At 69.3% G+C, this 16,698-nt stretch carries 15 protein-coding genes and 1 tRNA gene; 13 read left to right on the top strand and 3 right to left on the bottom strand.

Annotated features, from left to right (window positions below; translation table 11 throughout):
* Positions 1–36: 36 nt before the first annotated feature.
* Both AC1Q9M_RS13700 and AC1Q9M_RS13695 read left to right on the top strand, forming a co-directional pair.
* Positions 37–750: a DsbC family protein gene (locus AC1Q9M_RS13700; RefSeq protein WP_291120718.1), complete on the top strand. Its 714-nt coding sequence runs from the start codon at positions 37–39 to the stop codon at positions 748–750.
* Positions 747–2,558 carry a M61 family metallopeptidase gene (locus AC1Q9M_RS13695; RefSeq protein ID WP_382321654.1) on the top strand — a complete coding sequence of 604 codons (1,812 nt, stop codon included), beginning with the start codon at positions 747–749 and terminating at the stop codon, positions 2,556–2,558. The genes AC1Q9M_RS13700 and AC1Q9M_RS13695 overlap by 4 nt, the downstream gene beginning before the upstream one ends.
* On the opposite strand, the gene paaK is transcribed toward AC1Q9M_RS13695, so the two are convergent.
* Genes paaK through AC1Q9M_RS13680 form a run of 3 tightly spaced genes read right to left on the bottom strand, consistent with a single transcriptional unit; the run spans position 2,555 to position 5,087 of the window.
* Positions 2,555–3,850 (bottom strand): phenylacetate--CoA ligase PaaK, encoded by a 1,296-nt coding sequence (gene paaK / locus AC1Q9M_RS13690; protein WP_382328307.1) that lies wholly within the window; start codon positions 3,848–3,850, stop codon positions 2,555–2,557. The genes AC1Q9M_RS13695 and paaK overlap by 4 nt on opposite strands.
* On the bottom strand, positions 3,847–4,287 hold the full coding sequence (gene paaI / locus AC1Q9M_RS13685) for a hydroxyphenylacetyl-CoA thioesterase PaaI (protein ID WP_382328305.1): 441 nt from the start codon (positions 4,285–4,287) through the stop codon (positions 3,847–3,849). Before paaI ends, paaK begins: the two co-directional genes overlap by 4 nt.
* Positions 4,288–4,289: 2 nt before the next feature.
* A complete protein-coding gene (locus AC1Q9M_RS13680) occupies positions 4,290–5,087 on the bottom strand; it encodes an enoyl-CoA hydratase-related protein (RefSeq protein ID WP_444687304.1) in 798 nt (265 codons plus the stop codon).
* 143 nt (positions 5,088–5,230) lie between these two features.
* Here AC1Q9M_RS13680 and AC1Q9M_RS13675 point away from each other — a divergent pair, with 143 nt between their 5' ends.
* The 11 genes from AC1Q9M_RS13675 to mdoH all read left to right on the top strand — a co-directional run bounded on the left by AC1Q9M_RS13675 (position 5,231) and on the right by mdoH (position 16,698).
* Entirely contained in the window at positions 5,231–6,019 is a 789-nt protein-coding gene (locus AC1Q9M_RS13675; protein ID WP_444687305.1) for an enoyl-CoA hydratase, read from the top strand.
* 37 nt (positions 6,020–6,056) lie between these two features.
* Positions 6,057–6,133 (top strand) — tRNA-Met (locus AC1Q9M_RS13670).
* A gap of 62 nt (positions 6,134–6,195) precedes the next feature.
* Positions 6,196–6,756 carry a YaeQ family protein gene (locus tag AC1Q9M_RS13665; protein ID WP_291120512.1) on the top strand — a complete coding sequence of 187 codons (561 nt, stop codon included), beginning with the start codon at positions 6,196–6,198 and terminating at the stop codon, positions 6,754–6,756.
* Between the two features lie 18 nt (positions 6,757–6,774).
* Positions 6,775–7,419 carry a class I SAM-dependent methyltransferase gene (locus AC1Q9M_RS13660; protein ID WP_492434277.1) on the top strand — a complete coding sequence of 215 codons (645 nt, stop codon included), beginning with the start codon at positions 6,775–6,777 and terminating at the stop codon, positions 7,417–7,419.
* Positions 7,420–7,456: 37 nt separating this feature from the next.
* The gene (locus tag AC1Q9M_RS13655; RefSeq protein WP_444687307.1) at positions 7,457–7,891 is read left to right on the top strand and encodes a hypothetical protein; all 435 of its coding nucleotides are present in this window, start codon (positions 7,457–7,459) and stop codon (positions 7,889–7,891) included.
* A 91-nt stretch (positions 7,892–7,982) separates the two neighbouring features.
* Complete coding sequence (gene miaB, locus AC1Q9M_RS13650; RefSeq protein WP_444687308.1) at positions 7,983–9,407, top strand: tRNA (N6-isopentenyl adenosine(37)-C2)-methylthiotransferase MiaB; 1,425 nt, start codon at positions 7,983–7,985, stop codon at positions 9,405–9,407.
* 10 nt (positions 9,408–9,417) lie between these two features.
* Positions 9,418–10,836, top strand: a complete 1,419-nt coding sequence (locus AC1Q9M_RS13645) for a sensor histidine kinase (protein WP_382154698.1) — start codon at positions 9,418–9,420, stop codon at positions 10,834–10,836.
* A complete protein-coding gene (locus tag AC1Q9M_RS13640) occupies positions 10,826–11,509 on the top strand; it encodes a hypothetical protein (RefSeq protein WP_382321665.1) in 684 nt (227 codons plus the stop codon). The genes AC1Q9M_RS13645 and AC1Q9M_RS13640 overlap by 11 nt, the downstream gene beginning before the upstream one ends.
* Complete coding sequence (locus AC1Q9M_RS13635; protein ID WP_382154692.1) at positions 11,506–12,915, top strand: sigma 54-interacting transcriptional regulator; 1,410 nt, start codon at positions 11,506–11,508, stop codon at positions 12,913–12,915. Before AC1Q9M_RS13640 ends, AC1Q9M_RS13635 begins: the two co-directional genes overlap by 4 nt.
* Positions 12,916–13,105: 190 nt before the next feature.
* Positions 13,106–14,677: a glucan biosynthesis protein G gene (locus AC1Q9M_RS13630; protein WP_382321668.1), complete on the top strand. Its 1,572-nt coding sequence runs from the start codon at positions 13,106–13,108 to the stop codon at positions 14,675–14,677.
* 50 nt (positions 14,678–14,727) lie between these two features.
* Positions 14,728–16,698, top strand: coding sequence for a glucans biosynthesis glucosyltransferase MdoH (gene mdoH / locus AC1Q9M_RS13625; protein ID WP_444687311.1), 1,971 nt, complete (start codon positions 14,728–14,730; stop codon positions 16,696–16,698).

Below are 16,698 nucleotides of genomic sequence, written 5' to 3'. Positions count from 1 at the left end.
TCTTTCGAATCCCGCACGCCCTCCAAGGCTCCCACGATGAAACTCTTCAAATCCCTCCTGATCGCGGCCTTGGCTGCCCTGTCGATGGCCGCCATCGCCCAGGAAGCCACCATCCGCAAGAACCTCGCCGAGCGCCTGCCCAACCTGCCGGCCATCGACGAGGTCAGCAAGACGCCCATGCCGGGCATCTACGAGGTGCGCGTCAACCAGAGCGAGCTGTTCTACACCGACGCCGAAGGCAACTACCTGATCCAGGGTTCGATGATCGACACCAAGGCCCGCGTGGACCTGACCGAGCAGCGCATGGACAAGCTCACCGCCATCGCCTTCAAGGACCTGCCGCTGAAAGACGCCTTCACCATCGTGCGCGGCAATGGCAAGCGCAAGCTGGCGGTGTTCGAGGACCCCAACTGCGGCTACTGCAAGCGCTTCGAGCGCGACCTGATGAAGATCGACAACGTGACGGTGCACGTGTTCCTGTACCCAATCCTGAGCGCCGACTCGGGCGAGAAGTCGCGCAACATCTGGTGCGCCAAGGACAAGGGCAAGACCTTCATCGACTGGATGGTGCGCGACGTGACCCCGCCCTCGGCGACTTGCGACGCGGCTGCCGTGGCGCGCAACTTCGAGTTCGGCAAGAAGGCCCGCATCACTGGCACCCCGACCATCATCTTCGCCAACGGCACGCGCGTGCCCGGCGCCATCGGTGCCGAGCAGATCGAGAAACAGCTCGCGGAAGCCAAGCCTTGAGCACCCGCGCCAGGGCGGCCAAGGCCGCGCGCAACGCGGGCGTGCGCTACACCGTCTCGGTGCTCAGCGCGCACGCCCACCTGTTCGCCGTGACGCTGCGCATCGAGCAGCCCGCGAAGAACCAGCGCGTGGCCCTGCCGGTGTGGATACCGGGCAGCTACCTGGTGCGCGAGTTCTCGCAGAACCTGCAACAACTGCGCGCCTGGCAGAACGGGCAACCCGTCGCCCTCAGGCAGCTCGACAAACACCGCTGGCAGGCCCAGGCCGAGGCCGGCGAGCCGCTGGAGCTGCGGTATGAGGTGTATGCCTTCGACGCCTCGGTGCGCACCGCCTTCCTCGACGCCTCGCGCGGTTTCTTCAACGCCACCAGCCTGTGCCTGCGCGTGCTCGGCCAGGAGGACACGCCGCACGCGCTCGAACTCGTGGGTGGCGAGGCCACCGCCGGCTGGCAGGTCGCCACCGGCCTGACGCCGCAGACCGTGGACGCCCAGGGCTTCGGCCACTACCTCGCCGAGGGTTACGACGAGCTCGCCGACTGCCCGGTGGAAATGGGCCGCTTCTGGAGCGCCAGCTTCACCGCCGGCGGCGTGGAGCACCGCTTCGTGGTGGCCGGCGCGGGCGAGTGGATGGATGGCGAGCGCCTGATCGAAGACACCCGCAAGATCTGCGAGACGCAGATCGCCTTCTGGCACGGCCAGCAGCCCCCGCCTTTCTCGCGCTACGTGTTCATGCTGTACGCCAGCGCCGACGGCTACGGCGGCCTGGAGCACCGCAACTCCACCGCGCTGATCTGCCAGCGCGCCGATCTGCCGCGCACGCCCGCGCCGGGCGAAAAACCCGCCGCCCTCAAGGCCACGGACGGCTACACCACGCTGCTGGGCCTGATCAGCCACGAGTACTTCCACACCTGGAACGTCAAGCGCCTGCGCCCGGCCGAGTTCGCGCGCTACGACTACGACAGCGAGAACCACACCGAGCTGCTCTGGTTCTTCGAAGGCTTCACCAGCTACTACGACGATCTCATGCTGCGCCGCGCCGGGCTGATCGACGACGCGACCTACCTGCAGCTGGTGGCCAAGACCCTCAACCAGGTGCAGCAGACGCCGGGCCGCCTGGTGCAGACCGTCGCCGAGGCCAGCTTCGACGCCTGGGTGAAGTACTACCGCATGAACGAGAACACGCCCAACGCGACGGTGAGCTACTACACCAAGGGCTCGCTGGTGGCGCTGTGCCTGGACCTCACGCTGCGCGCCGAAGGCCACGGTTCGCTCGACGCGGTGATGCGCGAACTCTGGCAGCGCTGCGAAGGCGGCCCGATGCGCGAGGCCGACGTGCTGCGCGCGCTCAAGCGCCTGGGCCAACGCAGCTACGAAGGTGAGATCGCGGCCTGGGTGCACAGCACCGACGAGCTGCCCCTGCCCTCGCTGCTGCAGGACCATGGCGTGAAGGTGGCGCACGACAAGGCGCCGCTGGCGCAGCAACTCGGCCTGCGCGTGAGCGAGACCGGGGGCAGCGTGGTGCTCAAGACCGTGCTGCGCGGCGGCGCGGCTGAGGCCGCCGGCATGGCCGCGAACGACGAGTGGCTGGGCGTGGAGTTCGCGCCCGCGCAGCGCGGCGGCGAGGCCGAGGCCTGGCGCCTCCACAAGCTCGACGAACTGCCGCCCCTGCGCGCGCGGCGCGCCAAGCTGACCGCGCTGGTCTCGCGCGACAAGCGCCTGCTGCGCCTGCCGCTGGACTGGCCCACCGAGTCCTTCACCGTGCGGCTGGCGGTGGGCGATGCGCCCAAGCTCGCCAGCTGGCTGAACTAGCGCCCTCGCTGATCCAGAACGCGCTTGGCCTTGCCCTGGCTGCGTTCGACACCGCCCTCGGGCTTCAACTGCACCATCACGCTGCTGCCCACGAACACCTTGATGTCGTGCTGCAGCAGGCGCGCGGCCCCCTGGGCCTCCTCGCTGTCCGGTGACAGGCCCGAGCGCGTCTCCACCACCACGGTGAGGTCGTCCATCGGCCCCTGGCGCGTGAGCACGCACTGGTAGTGCGCGCTGAGTTCGGCGCGCTTGAGGATGAGCTCCTCGATCTGCGTGGGAAACACGTTGACGCCGCGCACGATCATCATGTCGTCGCTGCGGCCGGTGATTTTCTCCATGCGGCGCATGGGGCGCGCCGTGCCGGGCAGCAGGCGCGTGAGGTCGCGCGTGCGGTAGCGGATGATGGGCAACGCCTCCTTGGTCAGGCTGGTGAACACCAGCTCGCCCAGCTCGCCGTCGGGCACCGGCTCGCCGGTGTCGGGGTCGATGATCTCGGGGTAGAAGTGGTCTTCCCAGATCGTCGGGCCGTCCTTGGTTTCCACGCACTCGTTGGCCACGCCGGGCCCCATCACCTCGGAGAGGCCGTAGATGTCCACCGCGTCGATGCCCATGCGCTGCTCGATCGCCAGCCGCATGTCGTTGGTCCAGGGTTCGGCGCCGAAGATGCCCAGGCGCAGGCTGCTCTCGCGCGGGTCCAAGCCCTGGCGTTCGAACTCGTCGGCGATCGCCAGCATGTAGCTCGGCGTGACCATGATGATGTCGGGCCGGAAGTCCTGGATCAGCTGCACCTGCCGCTCGGTCTGGCCGCCGCCGAAAGGCACCACCGTGAGCCCCAGCTTCTCGGCGCCGTAGTGCGCGCCCAGGCCGCCGGTGAACAGGCCGTAGCCATAGCTCACGTGCACCAGATCACCCGGGCGGGCGCCACTGGCGCGGATGCTGCGCGCCATCACCGTGGCCCAGGTGTCGATGTCCTTGAGCGTGTAGCCCACCACCGTCGGCTTGCCGGTGGTGCCGCTGCTGGCGTGGATGCGCGCGCACTGCTCGCGCGGCACCGCGAACATGCCGAAGGGGTAGCTGTCGCGCAGGTCCTTCTTGGTCGTGAAAGGGAACTTCGCCAGGTCGGCCAGGCTGCGGCAGTCGTCGGGGTGCACGCCGGCCGCATCGAACTTCGCGCGGTACACCGGCGAGTTCTGGTAGGCGTGGCGCAGCGTGGCCTGCAGGCGCTTGAGTTGCAGCGAACGCAGTTCGTCGATGCCGGCTTTTTCGATCGGTTCGAGGGGAAAGGTCTTCATGGCTGCTCGTCCTCGGGAAACACGGTGCCGGCGATCACCGCGCTCTTGCCGCGGAACATCGCAACCACTTCGCCGCGCTGGTTGCTCACCCGCATGTCGTAGATGCCGTGGCGGCCCGACAGCGTCTGTTCGATGCCTTCGCAGGTGAGCACGTCGCCCGCGTGCGCGGGCCGCAGGAACTCGATGCCGCAGCCCGCGGCCACAGCGTTCTTGTTGTGGCTGTTGCAGGCAAAGGCGAAGGTGGAATCGGCCAGCGTGAAGATGAAGCCGCCATGGCAGATCTGGTGGCCGTTGAGATGCAGCGGGCGCACGGCCATGCGCATCACGGCGCGACCGGGTTCGCAGGCCAGCAGCTCCATGCCCATGGTGTCCTTGCTCGCGGTGTCCACCGCGAACATCGTCTCGCCCACCTTGCGGGCCTTGTCTTCGGGGCTCATCCTCATTCGCCCTTGAACTGCGCCGGACGCTTTTCGCGGAACGCCATCACGCCTTCGATGTAGTCGTGCGTGCGGCCCAGGGCCGACTGGGTGTCGCGCTCCACGTCCAGCTGCTGGTCCAGCGTGCGCGTGCCGGCATCGCGCAGCAGGCCGCGCGTGGCCACCAGGGCCTTGGTGGGCATGGTGGCCAGGCGCGCGGCCAGGGCCAGTGCCGCGCCCACGCAGTCGTCGGACACGTCCCAGACCAGGCCCCATTCCTTGGCCTGCGTGGCCGGCAGCTTGTCGCCCGTCAGGGCCAAGGCCATGGCGCGCGCCAGGCCCAGGCGCTCGACCAGGAACCAACTGCCACCCGCGTCCGGTATCAAGCCGATCTTGCTGAAGGCCTGGATGAAGCTCGCGCCGGTGGCGGCGATGGCGATGTCGCAGGCCATGGCCAGCGAGGCGCCCGCACCCGCCGCGACGCCGTTGACGGCGGCGATGGTGGGCATGCGCAGCCCCTGCAGGCGGCGCGCCGTGGGGTTGAAGGCCTGCTCGATCACCGGGCCGGGGTCGGCGCGCTTCACCAGATCGGGGCCGGGCTCGAAATCGAATTCGGCCAGGTCGGCGCCGGCGCAGAAACCGCGCCCGGCGCCAGTGAGCACCAGCGCGCGCACCGCCGGGTTGGCCTCGGCCTGGTCCAGCGCGGCCCACAGCTCGCGGTGCATCTGGCGGGTGAAACTGTTCAGGGCTTCGGGGCGGTTGAGCGTGACCAGGGCCACGGCCCCGCGCTCTTCGTACACCACGGTGGCGTTGTTGCTCATGTCGGCGGTCTCCTGCTGTTGTCGTTGGGCGTTGGATCGCAATTTACCATTAACCAACCAATCGGTCGGCTAATGTTTTCCCGGAGGGCGGGCCCGATATAGTGGTGGGCTTTCAACCCGACGCCATTGCCCGAGGAGACACCATGACCGCCGCCACCCCACCCGAATGCATCACCGTGCGCACCGAAGGCCGCGTGGGCATCGTCACGCTCAACCGGCCCAAGCAGCTCAACGCGCTCAACAACCAGCTCATGGACGAGCTGGGCGCGGCGCTCAAGGCCTTCGACGCGGACGAGGGCATCGGCTGCATGGTCATCACCGGCAGCGAAAAGGCCTTCGCGGCCGGCGCCGACATCGGCGCCATGGCCACCTACACCTTCGCCGACGTCTACAACGGCGACTACATCACGCGCAACTGGGAAACCATCCGCGGCATCCGCAAGCCGGTGATCGCGGCCGTGAGCGGCTTCGCGCTGGGCGGCGGCTGCGAACTCGCCATGATGTGCGACTTCATCATCGCGGCCGACAACGCCAAGTTCGGCCAGCCCGAGATCAAGCTGGGCATCATCCCCGGCGCGGGTGGCACGCAGCGCCTGCCGCGCGCGGTGGGCAAGGCCAAGACCATGGACATGGTGCTCACCAGCCGCATGATGGACGCCGCCGAGGCCGAGCGCGCCGGCCTTGTCAGCCGCGTCGTGCCGCTGGACAAGCTGATGGACGAGGCCCTGGGCGCCGCGCTGGTGATCTGCGGCCTCTCGCTGCCCAGCGTGATGGCGGCCAAGGAAGCGGTGAACCGCTCGTTCGAAGGCACGCTGTCGGACGGCGTGATGTTCGAGCGCCGCCTGTTCCACGCGATGTTCGCCACCGAAGACCAGAAGGAAGGCATGGACGCCTTCGTCAACAAACGCAAGCCGGCTTTCCAGCACCGCTGAGTCGTCCAAAAAAACTGTCTATAATGCGCGCTTCGCTGGCGATATAGCTCAGTTGGTTAGAGCGCAGCATTCATAATGCTGATGTCGGTGGTTCAAGTCCACCTATCGCCACCAGCATCTCAAAAAGCGGGTTCCGGCAACGGGGCCCGCTTTTTTCATTTCCGGTCCGTCTCGTCATGGCAATCAAGTCCACCATCTTCAAGGCAAACCTGCAGATCGCCGACATCGACCACGGCTACTACGCCGACCACGCGCTCACCCTGGCCCGCCATCCCAGCGAGACCGACGAGCGCATGATGGTCCGGCTGGTGGCGATGGCGCTGCACGCGCACGAGCTGCAGGACACCTGCCGGGGCGACGGCACGCTGGCTTTCGGCGCCGGCCTCTCCGACCCGGACGACCCGGACGTCTCGTTGACCGATTTCACCGGCCGCAAGCGCCTGTGGATCGAGGTCGGCCAGCCGGAAGACAAGCCGCTGGCCAAGGCCTGCAGCAAGGCCGACGCGGTGGTCGTCTACGCATTCGGCAGCGCGGCCGACGTGTGGTGGCGCGGCATCGAGGGCAAACTCACGCGGCTCGACCGCCTGCAGGCCTGGCGCCTGCCGACCGAGGTGGCGCCCGCGCTGGCCCAGCTCGCCGAGCGCAGCATGCAGCTGCAGGCCACGGTGCAGGAAGGCGCGCTCACGCTCTCCAGCGAGCGCGGCAGCGTGCACATCGAGCCGGTGCGCTGGAAGTAGCCGGCCGGCCTTCGCGCCATGCGCTGCCCCGTTTGCGAAGGCCTTGAGGGCCGGGCGTTCCAGGTCATCGGCGAGCGCGCCTATGGCCGTTGCGGGCGCTGCGAGGCCACCTTTCTGTTCCCCGAACACCGGCCCTCGCCCGAGGCCGAACGCGCCGAGTACGAACTGCACCGCAACACCGGCGACGACGCGGGCTACCGCGCCTTCCTGGCCCAGGTGGCCACACCGCTGCTGCAGCGCCTGGCGCCCGGGTGCAGCGGGCTCGACTACGGCTGCGGCCCCGGCCCGGTGCTGGCCGACCTGCTGCGCGAGGCCGGCCACACGGTGGCCCTGTACGACCCGTTCTTCCACCCCGACACGGGCGCACTGGCCACCCCCCACGACTTCATCACCTGCACCGAGGTGGCCGAGCACTTCCACGACCCCGCCGCCGAGTTCCGCCGCCTGGACGCGCTGCTGCGCCCGGGTGGCTGGCTGGCGCTGATGACGCGCTTCCAGACCGACGACGCGCGCTTCGCGCAGTGGCACTACCGCCGCGACCCGACCCACGTGGTGTTCTACCGCGAGGCCACGCTGCGCTGGCTGGCGCGCCACCATGGCTGGCACTGCGAAGTGCCTGGCGCCAACGTGGTTCTGATGCAGAAGCGCCCCGCCCCCGCGTGAGACAATCGCCCCTCCTCACAGCCTCTGGACACATACCATGAACCGCTGCCGACCCGCCCTCGTGGCCACCCTCGCCGGCCTGAGCACCGCGCTCGCCGCCACCCTCCTCCTGATTCCCGCCAGCGCCGCCCACGCGCAGGCCGTGCAACGCGAGTTCCCGGCCAAGGCGCTGCGCGGCACCATGGTGGTGGTGCAACCGCCACTGGTGGCCATGGACGACCGCGCCACGCGCTTCGCACCGGGCGCGCGCATCCTCGACAGCACCAACAAGCTGGTGATGTCCTCCACCCTGGTCAACCAGGAACTGGTGGTGAACTACACCCTCGACCAGCGCGGTCAGGTCCACCAGGTGTGGCTGCTGACCGAGGCCGAAGCGAAGGTCAAGCGCCCGGGCTACGGCACGCAGCGCAACTTCGTCTTCGAGTCGCAACAGACCCTGCCCGCCGGCGCGCCGGCCCGCACCACGAACTGAGTCCCCCGGCGCCTGCCGCGGTCACCATGGCCGCGGCCCCGCCCATGGCGCGCGCCCGCGGCGCGACGCCCTTTCCCGAACGGAATTCCCCATGAGCAAAAAAGTCTTCATCAAAACCTTCGGCTGCCAGATGAACGAGTACGACTCGGACAAGATGGCCGACGTGCTGGGCGCCGCGCAAGGCTACGAGCCCACGCAGGACGTGGAAGAGGCCGACCTGATCCTCTTCAACACCTGCTCGGTGCGCGAGAAGGCGCAGGAGAAGGTGTTCAGCGACCTCGGCCGCGTCAAGCACCTCAAGGAAAAGGGCGTGCTGATCGGCGTGGGCGGCTGCGTGGCCAGCCAGGAAGGCGCCGAGATCATCAAGCGCGCGCCCTATGTGGACGTGGTGTTCGGCCCGCAGACCCTGCACCGCCTGCCGGAACTGCTCAACCAGCGCGCGCGCCAGGCGCTGCCGCAGGTGGACATCAGCTTCCCCGAGATCGAGAAGTTCGACCACCTGCCGCCGGCCAAGGTCGAGGGCGCCTCGGCCTTCGTGTCCATCATGGAAGGCTGCTCCAAGTACTGCAGCTACTGTGTCGTGCCCTACACGCGCGGCGAAGAGGTCAGCCGCCCGTTCGACGACGTGCTGGTGGAGGTCGCGGGCCTGGCCGACCAGGGCGTGAAGGAAGTGACCCTGCTGGGCCAGAACGTGAACGCCTACCGCGGCGCGATGGGCGAGACCAGCGAGATCGCCGACTTCGCCCTGCTGCTGGAGTACGTGGCCGAGATCCCTGGCATCGAGCGCATCCGCTACACCACCAGCCACCCCAACGAGTTCACGCCGCGCCTGATCGAGGCCTACGGCAAGATCCCGCAGCTGGTGAACCACCTGCACCTGCCGGTGCAGCACGGCAGCGACCGCATCCTGATGGCGATGAAGCGTGGCTACACCGCCATGGAATACAAGAGCACCGTCCGCAAGCTGCGCGCGATCCGGCCCGAGTTGGCCATGAGCAGCGACTTCATCGTCGGCTTCCCCGGCGAGACCGAGGACGACTTCCAGAAGATGATGAAGCTCATCACCGACGTGGGTTTCGACACCAGCTTCAGCTTCATCTTCAGCCCGCGCCCCGGCACGCCGGCGGCCAACCTCACCGACGACACGCCGCACGAGGTCAAGCTCAAGCGGCTGCAGCACCTGCAGGCGGTCATCGAGGAGAACGTGCGCCGTATCAGCGCCAGCCGCGAAGGCACGGTGCAGCGCATCCTGGTGGAGGGCCGCTCGCGCCGCCCCGGCAAGAACGGCGAGCTCGAGCTGATGGGCCGCACCGAGTGCAACCGCATCGTCAACTTCGACGGCGGCCCGCGGGCCGAGCGCCTGCTCGGCCAGATGCTCGACGTGCGCATCACCGAGGCGCGCCCGCATTCGCTGCGCGGCAGTCTGGAAATCACCCCCGCCGCGCTGCGCGCGACCCCCTCGATGGGGCAACACCTGCCGCCCGGCAAAGCCGGTTCCGCGGTGTTTCTGGATTGAGCACCCCTCGGTGAAACCGCTGCGCTTCTCCTTCCAGCAGCTGCTGCTGGTCGCCTTCCTGCTGATCGGGGCGCTGCTCGGCGTGGCGGCGGTGCGCGCGCTGTTCTCGCTCGAGACCCTGATGGCGCAGAGCCGCGAGAGCGCGGCGCAGGCGATCGCGCTGTCGACCGCCGCGCAGTCGCTCTCCGAGCGCAGCCTGACCATGGAGCGCGCGGCGCGCCAGTCGCTGGTGCTGCGCGACCGGCAGCTGCGCCAGCGCTTCGACGAAGCCGCCGGCAACGCGCGCGACATCCTGCGCCGGCTCGAGGACAACGAACTGCCGCCCGACTTCGCCACCAACTGGCGCGACCGGCTGGACGCGATCACCGTGCTGCTGGACGGCCCGCCCGAAACCGCGCTGGACCGCGAGCGCGAGGTGGCGCAGGCCTTTCGCGAGATCGACGGCCACAGCGCGTCCATCGCGCAGAAGGTGCAGTCCATCATCACCGGCCGCAACGAGGCCCTGCAGGCCCGCTTCGAGACCAGCCGACAGGAACTCACGCAGCAGGTGGTGGGCTCCATCGGCATCGCGGCCATCCTGGCGCTGGGCTTCGGCATCTGGCTCGCGCGGCCGTTCAAGCGGCTGGAGAAGGCCATCCAGGGCCTGGGCGAAAACCGGCTCGACGTGCCGATCGACATTCGCGGACCGTCCGACGTGCGCCGCGTGAGCCAGCAGCTCGAATGGCTGCGCCTGCGGCTGACCGAGCTCGATGCCGACAAGGCGCGTTTCCTGCGCCACATCTCGCACGAACTCAAGACGCCGCTGGCCTCGCTGCACGAAGGCGTGGCGGTGCTGGGCGACGGCGTGGCCGGCGCGCTCAACCCCAGCCAGGCCGAGGTGGTGAACATCCTGCAGCACAACACGCAGCTGCTGCAGCACCAGATCGAGGCGCTGCTGCGCTTCAACGCGGCGGCCTTCGAAGCCCGCCAGCTCAAGCGCGAGCGCACCGACCTGCTGGCACTGCTCGAGGACCAGGTGGACACCCAGCGCCTGCAGTGGCAGGCCCAGTCGCTGAACGTGCGCGTCGAGGGCGTGCCGACCACGATGCCACTGGACCGCGAGAAGATCGCCTCGGCGGTGGGCAACCTGCTGTCCAACGCGATCCGTTTCTCGCCGCCCGGTGGCCACATCCGCCTGGTGCTGCTGGACCTGCCGGGCCGCGCCTGCATCGACATCGTGGACCAGGGCCCGGGCGTGGCCGAAGCCGACCGCGACCGCATCTTCGAACCCTTCTACCGTGGCGAACGGCAACCGAGCGGCGCCGTGCGCGGCACCGGCATCGGCCTGTCCATCGTGCACGAGTACATTCTGGCCCACGGGGGCCGCATCACCCTGCTGCCCCAGCGCCAGGGTGCCCACTTCCGCATCGAACTGCCCCATGCCCATTAGCCCATCCCACCCCACCCACGCAGGGCGCCTCACCGGCCTGGTCGCCGCGCTGGCCCTGTCGCAGGCCGCCTGCGGCACGGCGCCGACCGCGCCCGAGACCGTCGGCAACGGCACGGTGACCATCCAGATGACCAACCCCACGGTCACCGTGGCCACCGCGCCGCCCCTGGTGACGCCGGTGACGGCCCCACCCTCGCAACCCCCCATGGTGCTCAGCGGTGACACGACCCCGGTGCCCGACGTGGTCACGGCCCTGCTGAGCTACGCCGACCGCTTGCACGCGCTCAGCCCCGCCGACCTCGCCGCCGAGATCGTGGTGCAGGGCGACCCCGGCAACGTGGCGCTGCGCCAGATGCAGCTGGCCCTGGCGCTGACCCACCTGCGCCAGCCGGCCGACACCGCGCGCGCGCTCGGTCTGTTCCAACGCGTGATCGCCCACCCCGGCCCCGAGAGCCTGCCGCTCAAGCCGCTCGCCCGGCTGCTGGCCAACCGCCTGCTGGACCAGCGCAAGCTGGAGGAAACCACGGACCGCCAGGCCCAGCAGTTGCGCGACAGCCAGCGCCGCATCGACCAGCTCAACGAACGGCTGGAAGCCATGCGCGCCATCGAGCGCAGCCTCACCACGCGCCCACCGGCCGCCGCGCCCAACGGCGCGCGCCCCACCACGCCATGAACGCCAGCCCCGAGCGGCCTTCGGCGCCGCGCGCACGGCTGCTGGTTGTCGACGACGACGCCGACATGCTGCGCCTGCTGGCCATGCGCCTGGGCGCGGCGGGCTACCAGGTGACCTCGGTCGGCTCGGCCGAGGCCGCGCTCAGCCAGCTCGACATCGAACGGCCCCAGCTGGTGCTCTCCGACGTGCGCCTGCCCGGGCGCGACGGCCTGGCGCTGTTCGACGAGATCCGCGCGCGCCACCCCTCGCTGCCGGTGATCCTGCTGACCGCGCACGGCACCATCCCCGATGCGGTGGAGGCCACGGCGCGTGGCGTCTTCACCTACCTCACCAAGCCCTACGACGCCAAGGAACTGCTCGAGAAGATCGCGCAGGCCCTGGCCCTGGGCGCGCCCGCGCACCAGAACACCCACGTGGACGAGGCCTGGCGCAGCGAGATCGTGAGCCGCTCCAACCGCATGGCCGACCTGCTGGCCGAGGCGCGCATGGTCGCGCAGTCCGACGCCAGCGTGCTGCTGCGCGGCGACTCGGGCACCGGCAAGGAAATGCTGGCGCGCGCCATCCACAAGGCCAGCGCGCGCGCCAACCGCCCCTTCATCGCGGTGAACTGCGGCGCGATCCCCGAGGCCCTGCTCGAATCCGAGCTGTTCGGCCACATGAAAGGCGCGTTCACCGACGCCGTGGCCAACCACAAGGGCCTGTTCCAGGCGGCCGACGGCGGCACGCTGCTGCTCGACGAGATCGGGGACATGCCGCCGGCCCTGCAGGTCAAGCTGCTGCGCGTGCTGCAGGAGCGCGCGGTGCGCCCGCTGGGCTCGAGCCAGTCGCTGCCGGTGGACGTGCGCATCATCTCGGCCACCCACCGCGACCTGGAAGACGCGATGGCCGCCGGCCAGTTCCGCGAGGACCTGTACTACCGGCTCAACGTGGTCACGCTCACGCTGCCCACCCTGGCCGAGCGGCGCGAGGACATCGCCCTGCTGGCCAACCACTTCCTGGCCCGGCTCGCGGCCAAGTACGGCAAGCGCAGCTCGGGTTTCGCGCCCGAGGCGCTCAAGGCGCTCACCCTGGCGGCCTGGCCCGGCAACGTGCGCCAGCTCTACAACGTGGTCGAGCAGGTCTGCGCCCTGTCGACCACGCCGCTGGTCTCGCTCGCGCTGGTGCAGCGCGCGCTGCGCACCCCGTCGATCGAGGTGCTCAGCTTCGCCGACGCCAAGCAGCGCTTCGAGCGCGAGTACCTGGTGGACCTGCTCAAGATGACCGACGGCAACGTGGCCGACGCGGCCCGCCTGGCGCAGCGCAACCGCACCGAGTTCTACCGCCTGCTGCAGAAACACGCCCTGACCCCGGGGCTGTTCAAAAGCGATGCTCCGGGCGCCGCCAGCGACGCTGTCGCCGATGAGTGACAAGGCCAAGCCCTTGTTTTTGCTGGTTTTTTTCTGAACGAAGGCCCAGCCTGTCGCCATTCGGCGACAAAAACGGGGCTTGAAATGCCCGCCAGCGCGGCGAAACGCCGAAAACACATCTGGATACGGGAAAAGTCGTTGATCTGATTGGGTTTTTTCGGGTTGGCACAGGGTTTGCCCTTATACCGGCATGCCCTTCACGATTCGCCCGTTTTTCACCACCCGCCGCCTGCGCGGCTGGGGCGTGCTCGGCGCCCTGCTGGCCTCGTTCTGCGGGGCGTCGGCCCACGCACAGCGTGTGGACTGGGACCAGATCACCCAGCTCGCCAAGGCGCGTGCCCAGCAGCCCTATCAGGCAAACAGCGACAAGCTGCCCGCCGAGCTCGCCACCATCACCTACGACCAGCTGCGCGACATCCGGTTCAAGACCGACCAGTCCGTCTGGCGCGCGCAGAACCTGCCCTTCGAAGCCCAGTTTTTTCACCTCGGCCTGTACCAGACCGAGCCGGTGCGCATCCATGAACTGACGGCCGACGGCACGGTGAACCACCTGCCCTACCGGGGCGCCGATTTCGACTACGGCAAGAACACCTTCGACACCAGCCGCTGGGGCGACCTGGGCCACGCGGGCTTTCGCCTGCACTACCCGCTCAACGGCCAGGCCTACAAGGACGAGCTGATCGTGTTCCAGGGCGCGAGCTACTTCCGCGCGCTCGGCGCGGGCCAGCAGTACGGCCTGTCGGCGCGCGGCCTGGCGATCGACACCGTGGGCGGCAGCGGCGAGGAGTTCCCGCGCTTCTCCGAGTTCTGGCTGCAGCGCCCCGCCGCGGGCGCGACCGAGGTCACCGTGTTCGCGCTGCTCGAATCGCCGCGCGCCACCGGCGCCTACCGCTTCGTGATCCGCCCCGGCCAGCAGACCACCACCACGGTGACCACGCGCGTGTTCCTGCGCGCCGGCGCCGGCCCGGTGAACACCCTGGGCATCGCCCCGCTCACCAGCATGTTCCTCTCGGGCGAGAACCAGCCCATGCCCGGCGACTTCCGCCCCGAGGTGCACGACTCCGACGGCCTGATGATGGTCAGCGGCGAAGGCGAGTGGCTGTGGCGCCCGCTGCAGCGCCCCAAGGCGGTCACGGTCAGCTCCTTCACCCTGCAGAACCCGCGCGGCTTCGGCCTGATGCAGCGCGACCGTGCCTTCGCCAATTACGAAGACGTGGAAGCGCGCTACGAGCGCCGCCCGAGCGCCTGGGTCAAGCCGGTGGGCGACTGGGGCGCGGGCCGTGTGGAGCTGGTGCAGCTGCCCACGCCCGATGAGACGCACGACAACATCGTCGCCTACTGGGTGCCCGCCCAACTGCCTGCCGCCGGCCAGCCGCTGGAACTGAGCTACGAACTGGCCTGGCAGGGCGACACCCAGCAGCGCCCCCCGTCGAGCTGGGTCACCCAGACCCGCAAAGGTTATGGCTTCACCCGCCTCTCGCCGGCCGAGCAGGCGCGCCAGCCGCAATACGTGATCGATTTCGCCGGCCCCGCGCTGGACAGCCTGCCCGCCGGCGCACCGGTGAAGGCGGTGGTCACGGCCAACACCAATGGCCGCGTGCTCGAAACCCTGGCCTACCCCAATCCCGCCACGCGCACCTGGCGCGTGACCGTGCGCGTCGAGCGCGTGGACCCGACCCAGCCGGTCGAGCTGCGCGCCTTTCTGCAACACCACAACGACACCGTGAGCGAAACATGGACACATCTGCTGCTTCCCGAATGAGCACGGCCCACCCCAGTTCGCACCCCGGTGCGGCGCCTGAAAGCCTTCCCATGCCCCAGCATGCCCTGACCCAGCTGCGCGAAGAGCGCCACCCCAATTCCGTCACGGCGCCCCCGATCAACCGCGGCTCCATGGTGCCCCGCCCCTGGCGCGGCTTCTGGAACAGCATCGGCACCGCGCTGCTGAGCACGGCCAGCCGCGTGCTGCCCCCGCGCACGCCCGCCGTGGCGTCCGCCGAGGTCGCCGAAGCGCCCATGGCCTGGCAGAGCGCGGCCAACCGCCGCCGACTGGTGTTCGCCCTGCTCACCGTGGTGAGCACCGCGTTCGCCACCAGCCTGTTCGCCGATGCACAGCCCGAGCACCACAACGCCTGGCTGCAGTACGGCCAGCTCGCGCTGTTCGGCCTGCTCTCGGCCTGGGTCGTCACCGGCTTCGTGACGGCGCTCATGGGCTTCTGGGTCTCGCTGTTCGGTGACCGCCACACGCTGCGCGCGGCCGACGTGAAAGACCACGCCATGAACCCCGAGGCGCGCACGGCGATCATCATGCCGATCTGCAACGAGGACGTGGCCACCGTGTTCGCCGGCCTGCGCGCCACCTGCGAATCGCTCGCCGCCACCGGCCACGCCGGCCAGTTCGACGTGTTCGTGCTCTCCGACAGCTACAACCCCGAGATCGCCCAGGCCGAACGCAAGGCCTGGGAAGACCTGCGCGCCGCGCTGGCCGCCCAGCCCGAGCTGCCGTCGATCGAGGTGTACTACCGCCTGCGCACCCGCCGCACGCACCGCAAGGCCGGCAACGTGGCCGATTTCTGCCGCCGCTGGGGCAAGGACTACCGCTACATGGTGGTGCTCGACGCCGACAGCGTCATGAGCGGCAACTGCCTGGTGTCCATGGTCAAGCTGATGGAAGCCAACCCCCGCGCCGGCATCGTCCAGACCGCCACCCAGGCCATCGGCCACGCCACCCTGCATGCGCGCGCGCAGCAATTCGGCTCGCGCGTGACCGGGCGCCTGTTCACGCTGGGCATGCAGTTCTGGCAGCTGGGTGAGTCCCACTACTGGGGCCACAACGCGATCATCCGCGTCGAGCCTTTCATGAAGCATTGCGCGCTGGCGCCCATCAAGGGCACGGGCGGCATGTCCGGCGGCATCATGTCGCACGACTTCGTCGAAGCCGCGCTGATGCGCCGTGCCGGCTACCACGTGTGGCTGGTGTCCGACCTGACCGGCAGCTACGAGCAGCAGCCGCCCGACCTGCTGAGCGAACTGCAGCGCGACCGCCGCTGGTGCCAGGGCAACCTGCAGAACTCGCGCCTGATGGCCGAACCCGGCATCCACCGCGTGCACCGCACCATGTTCGCCATCGGCGCCATGTCCTACCTCTCGGCCCCGCTGTGGCTGGCCTTCCTGTCCATCGGCACCGCGCTGTGGGCGGCCGATTCCAGCGCCATCCCGAGCTGGCAGGCCGTGCCCGAAGAACTGCGCGCGCTGTGGATGTGGACGCTGACCATGCTCTTCATGCCGCGCGTGCTGGGCCTGCTGGCGGTGTTCATGAAGGGTGAGCAGAAGTCCTTCGGTGGCACCGTGGGCCTGCTGGGCAGCTCGGCCGTAGAAACCGTGCTGGCCCTGATGCAGGCGCCGATCCGCATGCTGGCGCACTCGCTGTTCGTGCTGGTGGCGATCACCGGCCTGAAGCTGGAATGGAAGTCGCCTCCGCGCGAAGCGGCCGGCGTGACCTGGCGCGACGCCGTGGCGCGGCTGGCCCCCATGACGCTGGTGATCGGCCTGCTGGCCGTGGGTGTGGCCGCGATCAACGCCAACGCGCTGATCTGGCTGGCACCGGTGGCGATGCCGCTGCTGCTGGCGGTGCCGCTGACCGTGGCCACCAGCCATGTGGACCTGGGTGCCTGGATGCGCTCGCGCGGTGTGCTGCTGATTCCCGAAGAATCGTGGTCACCCGCGGTGCTGCGCCGCGCCTGGCGCCATGCCAGCCGCTTCGGCCTGCCGCACGCGGCCTGA

This window comes from Hydrogenophaga sp. GW823-FHT04C09 (assembly GCF_058796355.1).
This window is presented reverse-complemented; position numbering and strand designations above follow the sequence as displayed.